9 protein-coding genes are annotated in these 12,859 nt (G+C 72.5%); 5 read left to right on the top strand and 4 right to left on the bottom strand.

The window, feature by feature from the left end:
- Window positions 1–145 precede the first annotated feature (145 nt).
- Both AC067N_RS03500 and AC067N_RS03495 read right to left on the bottom strand, forming a co-directional pair.
- Window positions 146–1,558: an RICIN domain-containing protein gene (locus AC067N_RS03500; RefSeq protein ID WP_478677222.1), complete on the bottom strand. Its 1,413-nt coding sequence runs from the start codon at window positions 1,556–1,558 to the stop codon at window positions 146–148.
- A 1-nt stretch (window position 1,559) separates the two neighbouring features.
- Window positions 1,560–2,672 carry a glycoside hydrolase family 43 protein gene (locus AC067N_RS03495; protein WP_478677221.1) on the bottom strand — a complete coding sequence of 371 codons (1,113 nt, stop codon included), beginning with the start codon at window positions 2,670–2,672 and terminating at the stop codon, window positions 1,560–1,562.
- Between the two features lie 317 nt (window positions 2,673–2,989).
- Between AC067N_RS03495 and AC067N_RS03490 the strand changes: the two genes are divergently transcribed.
- The 3 genes from AC067N_RS03490 (at window position 2,990) to AC067N_RS03480 (ending at window position 6,636) form a co-directional block, all read left to right on the top strand.
- Window positions 2,990–3,595, top strand: coding sequence for a hypothetical protein (locus AC067N_RS03490; RefSeq protein WP_478677220.1), 606 nt, complete (start codon window positions 2,990–2,992; stop codon window positions 3,593–3,595).
- Window positions 3,596–3,675: 80 nt separating this feature from the next.
- Window positions 3,676–5,796, top strand: coding sequence for an autotransporter (locus tag AC067N_RS03485; protein ID WP_478677219.1), 2,121 nt, complete (start codon window positions 3,676–3,678; stop codon window positions 5,794–5,796).
- Window positions 5,797–6,069: 273 nt separating this feature from the next.
- Window positions 6,070–6,636 carry a GNAT family N-acetyltransferase gene (locus AC067N_RS03480; RefSeq protein ID WP_478677218.1) on the top strand — a complete coding sequence of 189 codons (567 nt, stop codon included), beginning with the start codon at window positions 6,070–6,072 and terminating at the stop codon, window positions 6,634–6,636.
- Between the two features lie 84 nt (window positions 6,637–6,720).
- On the opposite strand, the gene AC067N_RS03475 is transcribed toward AC067N_RS03480, so the two are convergent.
- Window positions 6,721–8,220, bottom strand: coding sequence for an amino acid permease (locus AC067N_RS03475; protein WP_478677217.1), 1,500 nt, complete (start codon window positions 8,218–8,220; stop codon window positions 6,721–6,723).
- Window positions 8,221–8,356: 136 nt separating this feature from the next.
- Here AC067N_RS03475 and mmuM point away from each other — a divergent pair, with 136 nt between their 5' ends.
- Together mmuM and AC067N_RS03465 are read left to right on the top strand one after the other, a co-directional pair.
- Window positions 8,357–9,325: a homocysteine S-methyltransferase gene (gene mmuM / locus AC067N_RS03470; RefSeq protein WP_478677216.1), complete on the top strand. Its 969-nt coding sequence runs from the start codon at window positions 8,357–8,359 to the stop codon at window positions 9,323–9,325.
- 587 nt (window positions 9,326–9,912) lie between these two features.
- Window positions 9,913–11,163: an NAD(P)/FAD-dependent oxidoreductase gene (locus tag AC067N_RS03465; protein ID WP_478677215.1), complete on the top strand. Its 1,251-nt coding sequence runs from the start codon at window positions 9,913–9,915 to the stop codon at window positions 11,161–11,163.
- 74 nt (window positions 11,164–11,237) lie between these two features.
- Here AC067N_RS03465 and AC067N_RS03460 read toward each other — a convergent pair whose 3' ends face one another.
- On the bottom strand, window positions 11,238–12,728 hold the full coding sequence (locus AC067N_RS03460; protein WP_478677214.1) for a cryptochrome/photolyase family protein: 1,491 nt from the start codon (window positions 12,726–12,728) through the stop codon (window positions 11,238–11,240).
- Between the last annotated feature and the right edge of the window lie 131 nt (window positions 12,729–12,859).

Below are 12,859 nucleotides of genomic sequence, written 5' to 3'. Positions count from 1 at the left end.
TACAGCGTCCCGGCGTCCGCCTGGCTGACGGACACGAGTCAGTACAACGTGCTGAGGATCAACGCGGTGAGCGGGTCGGGGACGACCTCCTATCTGAGCGCCGGGACGGCGATCGACGCGATCGACCTGCTGAGCTGACGTACGGTCATGTGCCGCGCGTCCACTGCTGGTTCGTTCCGCCGTTGCACGTGTACGTGATGATCGCGGCCGAGTCGGCGGTGGACCCGCCGTTCACGTCCAGGCACTCGCCGGTCGCGCGGGACTTGACGTTCACATAGGAGCCGGTGGTGGTCAGGGACCACTGCTGGTTCGTCGCCGAGGAGTCGCAGTTCTCCTGGGTCACGGTGCTCGCGTTCTCCCGCAGGCACAGGGAGCTGTGGCGGGCCACCAGCTGGTAGTAGCCGCCGCCGACGGACTTGAACCAGTACTTCTGGTTGTTGCCGCCGTTGCAGGCGTACTGCTTGATCTGGGCGCCCGCCCACAGCGACTGGCTCGTGACGTCCGCGCACCGGGAGGAGTGCCGCGCGACCAGGGTGTTGTACGTGGCGCCGGTGCCGCTGATCGTGCCGGCGGCCGTGTCGACGGTGATCTCCGGCGACCAGGACATCGACATCGTGGTCGAGGTCGGGAAGGTGAGCGGCAGCCACACATAGCGGGAGTCGTTGACCGTGCCGCCGAAGGAGTTGCCCCAGCGGTCGCCCATGTAAAGGTACGAGGTGGTCGACGTGCCCTGCACGGGCAGGACGTACGCGGTCTGCGAGCCGAACGTCGTGGAGTCGCCGATGTTGGTCATGGCCGTCCAGGGGCCGGCGATGCTGGTGGCGGTGGCGTACTGCTGCTGGTTGGGGTTCCAGCCGGTCGCGCCCGACGTCAGCATGAAGTAGACGCCGCCCCGCTTGAACAGGGCCGGGGCCTCGCGGTGGCCGCCGTGCCAGGGGTCGGCGACGAGGGCGGCGACCTGGGTGTAGTCGGCGGTGAGCCGGTAGATCTGGAGGTCGTAGTTCTCGCGGGCCGCCGAGATCATGTAGCCGGTTCCGTCGGTGTCCACGAAGGTGGTGATGTCACGCGACATGTGCTGCCCGAGCGGACGGAAACTGCCCCGCCAGGTGTAGTCGCCGTCGACGGTGTCGGAGACGGCGACGGCGGCGCGGGCCTCGCTGTAGTCGACCCCGTTCTCCTTGTGCATCCACATCACGAACTTGCCGGTGGACGCGTTGTACATGACCTTCGGCCGCTCGATGTTGGCGGTCGCCAGCTCCGGGGCGGTGGCCTGGGTCAGGACGTTGTTGCGGAACTCCCAGTTCTTCAGGTCCGTCGAGCGGTACGCCGACACGTACTTGAAGGTGTTGTCGGGGTTACGGTGCTCGCCGAACCAGTAGTAGTACGAGCCGACCTTGACGACTCCGCCGCCGTGCGCGTGCACGGGGCTGCCGCCGCTGTCGGTGAACTGCACACCGTTGGGGATCGTCTGGGGTGCAGCCTGGGCCGGGCCCGCGGTGACGAGGGCGCCGGCCAGCGCGAGACAGAGCGCGAGGAGGATCGCGTACGCACGTCTCATCTCAGCTCTCCTTCCGGGAACTCGGGGTGGGGGTGTCGGCGACGGGGACGCCGAAGTCGGGCGTGCCGTCGGGCTTCCAGCCGAGGCGCTGGATCCGGGTGTGCCGGTTGGGGTCGTTCAGGGGGTCGCCGACGATGTCCTTGTACTGGCGGGCGTGGTAGACGAGGACGTCGGTGCGGCCGTCCTCGGCGACGGTGAAGCTGTTGTGGCCCGGCCCGTACTGCTTGGTGGTGTCGTTGCTGGTGAAGACCGGCGTCGGGGACTTCGACCAGTTCGCGGGGTCCATCAGGTCGGCGTCGGCGTCGACCGTCAGCAGGCCCATGCAGTAGTGGGAGTCGGTGGCGCTCGCCGAGTACGACATGAACAGGCGGCCGTTGCGCTTGATGACCGACGGGCCCTCGTTGACCTTGAAGCCGATGATCTCCCAGGGCAGTTCCGGTGTGGAGAGCCGCACTTGAGGCCCCGTCAGGGTCAGCGGGCCGGCCATCTCAGACAGCCAGAGCGCGGTGTTGTTGTCCATGCCGGGCTCGTGCTGCGCCCAGGCCAGATAGCGGGTGCCGCGGTGGGTGAAGGTGGTGGCGTCGAGGGAGAAGGTCTCCCAGGCGGTCTTCAGCTGTCCGCGCTCGACCCAGGTGCCCCTGAACGGGTCGGGGTGGGAGTTCTCCAGCACCCAGATCCGGATGGCCCAGATGTCCTCGGCGGGCGCGGAGGCGAAGTAGATGTACCACTTGCCGTCGATGTGGTGGATCTCCGGCGCCCAGATGTGGGCGCCCATGACGCCGGTGGCGTGCTTGCGCCAGATCACGGACTCGGCGGCGGTCGACAGACCGCGCAGGGTGCGGGATCTGCGCAGGATGATCCGGTCGTACTCGGGCGCGGTGGCCGTGAAGTAGTAGAAGCCGTCGCGATGGCGGTGGATGTGCGGGTCGGCCCGGTTGCGGACCAGGGGGTTGACGTACGGGGCGGCGCCCGGACCTGCCGGCGAACCGGCGGGCCGACCGGTCGCGGCGTGGGCGACGCCGGCCGGCAGCGCGGCGAGGGCGCCCGCGGCCAGGGCACCCTTCAGCAGCAGCCTGCGGTCGGGGGGAAGGGGCAAGGCGTTGTCGCGGCTCATGCGGTCTGCCTCTCTGAAGGTTCCGCGTGGGGGCGTGGGGGTTGTTCGTGGGGGTCGCGGGAGTTGTTCGTGGGGGTCGTCGGAGCGGGGGTGACACAAAAAGGCACAGAATCGTTCGGCATTTCGCACAAGATCGGTCACTCCGAACGGCGAAAAGGTAAGGGCGCACCCTCGGGAGGTCAACGGGTCCGACGAGATGGGAGAGAGCGCTTTCCACCGTTCGCTCACTCGAACGACCGTGTGCGGGGGCGCGAGTGGGCCGTACATGGTCGGCTGGGGCCAAGTCCCGTACGTGGAAAGCCAAGAGGTGACAACCCATGAGACCAGTCCGGTTCCTGGCGACCGTGGTGTCCGCCGCGCTGGCGGCGCCCCTGGCCGGAGCGACGGCCGCCGGGGCGGTACCGCCCCGGGAGCACGTCTGCCTGTGGGAGGGGGCGGACCAGAACGAGCTGCTCGGGATCGACGAGCGGATCATCGGGCCGCCTCCGTGCCGCGAGGCGTTCGCCGGGGAGCGGTGGGTGCGGATCGGGCCGGGCTGGGTCACGGCGGCCGACGACGAGCGGCCCGTCTACCCCCGGGGCTACCGGCCGCAGGAGGCGGACCCGATCGACGACTTCGGCTCGAAGGTCCTCGGGGCGCGCTATGTCCTGGACCGGGGCACGGCCCGGGAGAGGGAGTTCACCGCCGGCCGCGAGGTGCTGCGGACCGGGTTCACCGGACCGGACGGCCGGCCCTTCTCCGTCCCGGTCTCTCCCCCGTTCGCCCCGCTCGGCGTCGGGGGGCACACCGTCATCACGTACCTCACGCTGAGCGCCGAGCACTGCGACGGCCTGGGGCGCGACCGCGAGGAGAACTGCCTGCCCGCGGGTGAGTTCGCGTGGACCGGGGACACCCCCTTCCAGGTGTTCCCGCTCAGCGGCTGAGCTCTCGGCCGAGACGCGCCGGCCGCAGAGGCGTGCCCGGATTTCTGTTATCGGCCGGCGTTCCGGCCGTCTCCGAAGTCGTGCGCAGCCATACCAACAAGACAGCGGCGGCCGCCGGAGCCCTGGCGGTCACCGCCCTGATGCTCGGTGCCCCGACCGCGACCGCCGCCGGCCCCCGCGATGTGACCGCCGATGTGCTGGCGGGCCGGAACGTCCGGCTCGACGGCGACACGGCGGTGACCGTGCCCCCCGGGACGACGACGTACGACGGCACCTTCAGCGGCACCGGGACGCTCACCGTCCGGGGCACCGGGACCCTGATCCTCACCCGCGACAGCGATTTCACCCTGCCCGAGTCCCGGCGGCGGCAGGTCGTGAAGACGCTCGGCGGCAACCATCCGTACGTCACGGTCACGAACCCGGACCCGCCGGCCGTGACCGTCGCGCGGGGCGCGACCCTCCAGTACGGGAACGGCGGAAGGACCGGACTGATCGGCCGTTTCCCCTATGACACCCCGAGGTTCCGGCTCAACCAGGACAACATCCGGGTCGACGGCACCCTGCGGCTGGCGCTGAAGGACGTCCAGTACAACCTGGGCACCATCAGCGGCTCGGGACTGGTCAGCCAGCCGAGGTTCCTCTGGGCCACCTGGGACCTTTCGGGCACCCATCCGTTCACCGGTGTCATCGACAACGGCACCCAGGTCAACGCCGGAGCGCCGGAGTTCGCGACCTCGCTGCCCCGGGTACGCAAGATCCTGAACCAGGGCACCTGGACCGTGGACACACCACTGGGGCAGACCGTCACCCAGGGCATGGACTTCTACCAGCGCGAGTACGGCAGCGACATCAACGTCCAGTCCCGGCCCGGCAGCAAGGTGATCCTCACCGGCCAGTACAGCTGGTCGGACCGGGGCGGTGACACCGACCCCTCGCTCAGCGACCCGGCCCTCAACTGGACGCCCGCCCGGAAGAACGTCAACAAGCGCGGCACCAACATCAAGGGCGCGAACGTCCAGTGGGGCGACGGCACCACGAACAGGATCTTCATGCCGGGCACCGCCGAGACGGTCTACATCAACCTCCTCGCCGCCCGCTCCCGTTCGCTGCTCACCTTCGACTACAACGGCCCGGTCACCCTGGGCGCCCCCATCGGCGGCGGCAGGTTCCACGACACCCTGGCCGCGCCCGGCGCCGGGGACGTCGTCATCAAGGGCACGAAGGGCAACGACGTCACCTTCGCGGCCGTCCAGTACTACAACGGCTCGACGACGGTCCAGAAGAACGCGGTGCTGCGGCTGGGCAGCGGGAAGCGGGGCGGCGACGGCGGGCTGTACACCAAGGGCGACCTGTACAAGGTCGTCAACGACGGTGCGCTGATCGTCCGGAACGTCGCCAAGCCCGTGACGCTGTCCAGGATCGGCGGCAGCGGCTCGTTCACGCAGTCCGGCGCCGCGACGACGACGCTGACGGGCAGCGGGGTGACGTACACCGGACGGACTACGGTCACCCGGGGCACGCTCGCGCTCCGCTCCGGGGCGACCCTGGCGCGCAGCAAGGCGATCCGGCTCACCACGGCCGGGGCGAAGCTCGACGTGGGCACGGCGGGGCTGCGGGTGAGCCGCTCCCTCTCCGGGAAGGGCACGGTGCGGGGCTCGGTGACCAACGCGGGTGTGGTCGTGGCGGGCCTCAGGGTGACCGGCGGCTACACCCAGACCGGGCGGGGCCAACTGGTGCTGCGCGAACAGCCCTTGAAGGTGGCCGGGGCGGTACGGCTGTCCGGCGGGCTGGACTTCGCGGCCCTCGGTGCCGTCGGCGGCCCGGGCGACGAGGTCACCGTGATCGACCACACGGGCAAGGGCGGCGTCTCCGGTACGTTCTCGGGTCTGCGCGAGGGTGCGAAGGTGAAGCCGGCCGAGAAGACGTACCGGATCAGCTACCGGGGAGGCGACGGCAACGACGTCGTCCTGACGGCGACGAAGGCGGGCGCGTCGTCGAAGACCAGGTCCGCCGCGGGCACCGACACCGACGTCCGGGGCCCCGGCGCGCTGACCGGCACCGGTGCCTCGGGCGACAGCGGCCTCGGCTGGTGGCCGTACGCCCTGGCCTTCGGTCTGCTCTGCGGGCTCGTCGTGCCGGTGAGCAGGCGCCGCGCCAGGAACCGCCGACCGGGAGGCGGCCGCCACGCGGCGACCGGGTGAGCCCGGCCTACGGCCGCACGTCGAGACGCACGAGCGCGCCGATCTCCACGAGCTGGTCGGGCAGCGCCAGGTCGGCGACGCCCAATGACCGTGCTGGTGGGCCGGTGCTCCCCGACGTACTCGGCGTGCAGCCGCGCCATCGTGTCGAAGTTCTCCCGCAGGCTCCCTCACCACAGGCCCCTTGACGGCTGACGTCAGCGTTTCGTACGGACGACGCTTGTCCGGCAGGGAAGGAGGAGTGTGCTCTGCGTGCACAGTTGGCAGGATCAGCCCATGAGTGAGCTGCCGGTGACCCTGACCAGGATCGCTCCGGAGGACTGGCGGGCCGTGCACGCGTGGGCCCGCCTCCCGGAGGCGTGCCGTTTCCAGCCGTGGGGCCCCAACACGGAGGACCGGACACGCGCCTTCGTGACGGCGGCGGCCGAGGCCTGGTCGAGCACGCCGCAGCGGAGGTTCGCCCATGTGGCGCGCCTGGGCGACGACGTCGTGGGGATGGGCGAGCTGCATGTCCGCAGCCATGCGCACGGCCAGGGCGAGATCTCCTACATCGTGCATCCGCGGGTCTGGGGCGGGGGCATCGGCACGGAGATCGGCCGCCGGCTTCTCGCGCTCGGCTTCGGCCGGCTGGGCCTCCACCGCATCCACGCCACCTGCGACCCGCGCAACACCGGCTCGTTCCGGGTGCTGACCAAGCTCGGCATGACGTACGAGGGCCGCCTCCGCCACACGGCATGGATCCGGGACGGCTGGCGGGACTCCCTGATGTTCAGCGTGCTGGAGGAGGAATGGTGCGCGGCGAAATCGTCGACGGCGGTGGACCGACCGCCGTCGGCCCCGTGAGGCCGTCGCCCAGGATCCTCGCGGAGCCAGGAAGGAGGGAGCAAGGTCGGCCGGGTCCGATCAGGGCGGCGGGTGCACGACCGGTCACGACCGGGTGACGGTGTCCGCTCCGGCTTCCGTGCCGCTCGTCGCGCTCTCGGCCGCGTCCTTCTTCTCGCCCTCGGTGGCCGCGTCCTCGGGCGCTTCCTGCCGCCCGCGCAGCCACACGTAGACCGGGATGCCCGCGAAGAGGAACAGGGCGCCCTGGTAGACGGCCGCGTAGCCGGCGCCGGCGATCAGCCAGAAGGAGAAGGCGAAGGAGAGCCCGGCGACGATCAGGTCGCGGACCAGGCCGGCGGGGCGCACGCACTGGCGGGTGCCGCGGGCCAGCCAGTAGAGCTGGGCGGCGGCCGAGAGCAGGTACGGCACGCAGCCGGTGAAGGTGGTGATGAGCACGAGGACGCGGAACGCGGTGTCCGGGTCGTCCGCGTAGTTCACGACGATGAGGACCGTGCCGAGGACCGCGGTGGCGAGGACGCCGAAGCCGGGGACACCGCCCTTGCCGAGCCGGGCGAACGGCTTCGGGAAGAGACCGTCGCGGGCTGCGGCGTACGGCATCTGGGCGCTCAGCAGGATCCAGCCGTTGAGGCAGCCGACGATCGAGGCGACGGCGACCAGCGCGATCACCGTACCGCCCCAGCCGCCCCCGGCGATGGAGTCCACGGCGTCGGCGAACGGGGCCCCCGACTCGACGAGTTCCTTGTGCGGGACGAGGCCGAAGACGGCGACCGTACCGAGGATGTAGACCACCGCGGAGGCGACCGTACCGAGGACGCTGGCGCGGCCCACGGTGCGCTCGGGGTCGCGGACCTCACCGGCGCTCACGGCGGCCGACTCGACGCCGAGGAAGCTGTAGAGGAGCAGGGCGGCCGAGGCGGCGATCGCGCCGGGGACGCTCTCCCCCGAGGCGTTGAACGGGCCGTAGTTGTCGGTGTCGATGAAGAACAGGCCGATGGTGGCGACCAGCAGCAGCGGCACGAACTTCAGGATCGTGGAGACGACCTGCACCGCGCCCACATAGCGGGTGCCCGCGAAGTTCGCGGCGGCCGGCAGCCACAGCGCGGCCAGGGCCACCAGCGCGAGGACCGCCTTGCCGTCGCCCAGGGGTATCAGCACGTCGACGTAGCCGACGACGCCCACGGCGAGGGCGGCGATGCTGACCCAGCACATCGTCCAGTAGGACCACGCCGACAGGAAGCCCGCGAAGGGGCCGAAGGCGTCGCGCGGGTAGACGTAGAGACCGCCGGTGACCGGGCTGCGCCTCGCCAGCTTCCCGAAGAGCAGCGCCAGCAGGACGGCGGCCACGGAGAGGACGACGAACGCGACCAGGCTCACCGTGCCGTACGGGGCGACGGCGGCGGGCAGGGTGAAGATGCCGCCGCCGATGATGTTGCCCATGACGAGGGCGGTGGCCGCGGCGACGCCGAACTTGCGGCCGGGGGGAACGAGGGCGGCAGCGGGGGCGGAGCCGGGCTCGGCGGCCGGGGACGCGGCGGCCGGGGACGGACCGGGCTCGGCGGCCTCGGGGGTGCTGGTGGTGGTCATGGCGGTTCCGGGGGTGGGGAGGGTGGGACGGGGAGGGCCGTGATCGTATCCCGGCATTCCACATGGTGGTCAATCTGTTCATAAGGTGGACACAATCGGTTCGGGCCCACACCCACGGCTCGATTACCGTCGTCGTATGACCAGCAACGCCCCGGGGACCCCCTCCCCCGTCTCCGCCCCCTCCCCCTCCTCCGTCCCCTCCCCCGACCTCGTCGAGGCGCTTGCCGCCGGAGCGCTCGTCCTCGACGGCGGCATGTCCAACCAGCTCGAATCGGCCGGGCACGACCTGAGCGACGAGTTGTGGTCGGCCCGGCTGCTCGCCGAGCGGCCGGAGGCGATCACCGAGGCCCACCTCGCCTACTTCGAGGCGGGCGCCGACGTGGCGATCACCTCCAGCTACCAGGCCACCTTCGAGGGCTTCGCCAAGCGCGGCATCGACTCCGCGCGGGCCGCCGAACTCCTGGGCCTCAGCGTGGAGTCGGCCCGTGAGGCGGCCCGGCGGGCCCGGACGAAGGGCGTGGGGCGGCCCCTGTGGGTGGCGGCCTCGGTCGGCCCGTACGGGGCGATGCTCGCGGACGGCTCCGAGTACCGGGGCCGGTACGGGCTGAGCGTGGCCGAGCTGGAGCGGTTCCACCGGCCGCGCCTGGAGGTCCTGGCCGCCGCCGGGCCCGACGTCCTCGCCCTGGAGACGGTCCCCGACGCGGAGGAGGCCCAGGCGCTGCTGCGGGCCGTGCGCGGGCTCGGGGTGCCGGCGTGGCTGTCGTACACCGTGGCCGGGGAGCGGACGCGCGCCGGGCAGCCGCTGGCGGAGGCGTTCGCCCTGGCCGCCGAGGCCGAGGAGGTCGTCGCGGTGGGCGTGAACTGCTGTGCCCCGGAGGACGTCGACGCGGCGGTGGAGACGGCGGCGCGGGTCACCGGCAAGCCGGTGGTGGTGTATCCGAACAGCGGGGAGGCGTGGGACGCGTCCGCGCGGAAGTGGACCGGACGGTCCCGGTTCACGGCGGCGGAGGTCGAGGGATGGCGGGCCGGCGGGGCCCGGCTGATCGGCGGGTGCTGCCGGGTGGGTCCGGGGGCGATCTCCGCGATCGCGGAGGTGCTGGACTGAGGAGCCCGACGGGGGCGGCACGTACGCCCTCTGCGGGCACGTCCGGCACGGGGGAACCGGCACGTTCTGTTACCGGGCGGCCGCTGCGCGGCCGGCCCGTTCCACACGCTCGGCCCCGCCGGGGCTTCCCCCGCCCCGCCGGCTTCACCCCCCCGCCTTCCGCGCCGCGTGTGGGGTGCCACCGAACGAACCCCGCGCGGCTTCCCCGGCCGACGCCACCGGTGAGGGGGCCGCGGACCTTCGTCTGCGGTCGGGGTCGTTCTGAGAGCCCGGTGCGCTGCCCCCGGTGTCGGGTGCCCGTCCTGGGGGTCCCCCGCTGGAAGAGCTTGGGGGAGCGCCGGACCATGACCTTCGTAGCGGAGAGCCGCTCGGGTCATCGGCAGGCACGGCGAGGGTGCGTGCCGGGCGCCGCGGGGGCTGTGCGTGCGGGCGCTGAAAACACCCCCTGGGTCGTACCTCGCCCCGGCGCCGGTCCGCGCGGATGGCGGCCGCGGGGTGCCGGTGGCGCATCCGCGGACCCGTCGGGCGCGGAACACTCCGGTGAAGGGGCGGCGTGGGCCGCGCCGGCAGGCGGGAGAGGTGGTCGTGTGTCCGCAACCGAGAACGCGACGGACGTGCTGGTGGTCGGGGCCGGTGTCGCCGGGCTCGCGTGCGCCCGGGATCTGCTGGCGGCCGGAGTGGGGGTACGGGTGCTGGAGGCCGGTGACGGGGTCGGCGGGCGGATGCGTTCGGACCGGGTCGAGGGTTTCGTGGTGGACCGCGGGTTCCAGGTCGTCAACACGTCGTACCCACAGCTCCGGCGCCGCGTCACCCTGAAGGACCTGAGACTGCGGGCCTTCACCCCCGGCGTCCTCGTCCACGGCCCCTCGGGCCGCCTCCGCTTCAGCGACCCCACCCGCCGCCCCGGTACCCTGCCCGACCTGCTGCCGGGCCGTCTCGCCGGACCTCGTGACCTGGCCGCCCTCGGCCTGCTGTCCGCCCGCGACATGCTCTCGTCCCCCCGCCGGCTGAAACGGCTCGCGGACACCACCACCCGCACCGCGCTCGCGGACGCCGGGTTCTCCGAGGCGTTCGTCGAAGGCTTCTTCCGCCCCTTCCTGTCGGGGGTCTTCCTGGAGGACGACCTGGAGACCTCGGCCCGGATGTTCCACCTGGTGTGGCGGAGCATGCTGCGCGGCACCCTGTGCCTGCCGGCCGAGGGCGTCGGAGCGGTTCCCCGGGCTCTCGCGGGCGCCCTGCCCCAGGGGGCCGTACGGCTGGAGAGCCCCGTGGCGGGGCTCACGGACGACGGGGTGCTGACGGCCGGGGGCCGGGAGATCCCCGCACGCGCGGTCGTGGTCGCCACCGGCCCGGGCTCCGTCGGCGCGCTGCTTCCCGAGGTCGCCCTCCCCGGCTACCGGACCGTCACCACGTACTACCACGTCGCCCCGCGTTCCCCCCTCGGCGAGCCGACCCTGCTCGTGGACACCCGGCGCCGCTTCCTGAACACCTGTGTCCTCAGCGACGTCGTGCCCGCCTACGCCCCGCCGGGCCACGCCCTCGTCGCCACGTCGGTCCTCGGCCGCGGCGAGGAGGGCCGGGAGGAGGGGGAGCGGCGGGTCCGGGCGGCGCTCGGCGAGGCGTACGGCGCCAACACGGACGGCTGGACCCTGCTGACCGTCCGCCGCGTCGAGGACGCGCTGCCCGCCATGGCGCCGCCGCAGCCGCTGACCCGCACCACACGCGTGGCACCGGGCCGCTACGTGTGCGGCGACCACCGCGCCACCGGCTCCGTCCAGGGCGCGCTGGCCTCCGGGGCACGGGCCGCGCGCGAGGTACTGCGGGACCTGCGACGCTGAGGCGGGTGGCCGTCGTCCCCTTCAGGGCCGGCCTTCAGGGGGTCAGGGCGGGCGGTCTCCGGGGACTGATGGCGTCAGGGCGGGCCGTCGCCGCGCCGTCTCTCCTGGCGCAGCAGCTCCTCCAGGTCCGCGAGCCGGTCCAGCCCGCGGACCGGCTGAGCCATCCGGGGATTGCGCTCCAGGAGGGCCCGGTGCCGGTGGAGGAAGGCCCAGTACCCGGCGGTGTACGGGCAGGCGCGGTCACCGGTCCGCTCGCCAGGCCGGTGGACGCACCCGCCGCACAGATCGCTCATCCGGTTCACGTAGGAGCCGCCGGACGTGTACGGCTTGGTCGTCATGCGCCCGCCGTCGGCGTACTGCGACATGCCGACGACATTGGGGACCATCACCCAGTCGTAGCCGTCGACGAAGCAGCGGTGGAACCAGTCCGTCACCGCCGCCGGGTCCCAGCCGCGCTGCAGGGCGTGGCTGCCCAGCAGCATCAGCCGGGGAATGTGGTGCGTCCACCCGGTGTCCCGCACCTGGGCCAGTGCCGTGGCCAGGCAGCGCGCGCGCACCGCGTCCGCGTCGAGTTCGAGGAACCACCGCGGGAGCGGCGCGTGGTGCCGCAGGGCGTTGCGGAGGCGGTAGTCCTCGCCGAAGTACCAGTAGAGCTGCCAGACGTACTCACGCCAGCCGGCGACCTGGCGGACGAACCCCTCCACGCTGTTGACCGGAGCGCGCCCCGCCCGCCACGCGTCCTCGGCGCGCTCCACGCACTCCGCCGGGTCCAGCAGGCCGAGGTTGAGGGAGGAGGACAGCAGGCTGTGGCTCATCACCGGGTCCCGCGCCAGCATCGCGTCCTCGTGCGGCCCGAAGCCGGCGAGCCGGTGCTCGACGAACCGGCGCAGTGCGGCCAGCGCCTCTCGCCGGGAGGCGGGAAACAGGCGGGGGCCGTCCCTGCCGACGAAGGCGACGGAGCCCTCGCGCTCCCAGCGGTCGAGATCGTGGCGCACCTCGTCGTCGATCTCGTCCTCCTCCGGTCGGTAGGGCGGCGGGGCGCCGAGGGTGCGCGCCCCCTTCGGCGGGGGCTCGCGGTTGTCGTGGTCGTGGTTCCACCGGCCGCCCACCGGCCGGTCGCCGTCCATCAGCAGGTCGTGCGAGCGACGCACCCACCGGTAGAAGTCCTCCTGCCGCAGCCGCTGTCCCCCGTGCCCGTCGGCCCAGGCACGGAAGTCGTCGTGCGTGACGAGGAAACCGCGGGCGGGCAGCACGGTCACCGGGTCCAGCGACCTCACCAGCCGCAGTGCCGCGTACGACGTCGGGTGACGTACCGTCACCGGCCCGTCCCGGACCGCCTCGCGCAGCCCCTCGCGGTAGGTGTCGGCGCGGACGTAGCGGACCCGGTCACCGAGTTCGGCGGCGCGGTGGCGCATCGCGGACAGCACCAGGTGCGCCTTCGCCCGGTGGAAGCGGCGGCGCCGGAAGACGGAGCGGGCCTCGACCATCACGACGGGCGTGTCGGAGCGGCCGGTCAGGAATCGCGGCCCGAGCTGGTCGCCGAACAGCCAGTGGGGGACGGTCACGACAACGTCTCCTCATCTCCGCGATCTCCGCGATGTCCGCGATCTCCGCGCCGTGGCGCCTTCGGGTCTCCGTGCGGGGCCCGCCCGGTAGCGGCACGGATGTTCACGGACCGGGCCGTGCCGCGGATGCG

It is taken from the genome of Streptomyces sp. NPDC042364, from assembly GCF_056437585.1.
This window is presented reverse-complemented; position numbering and strand designations above follow the sequence as displayed.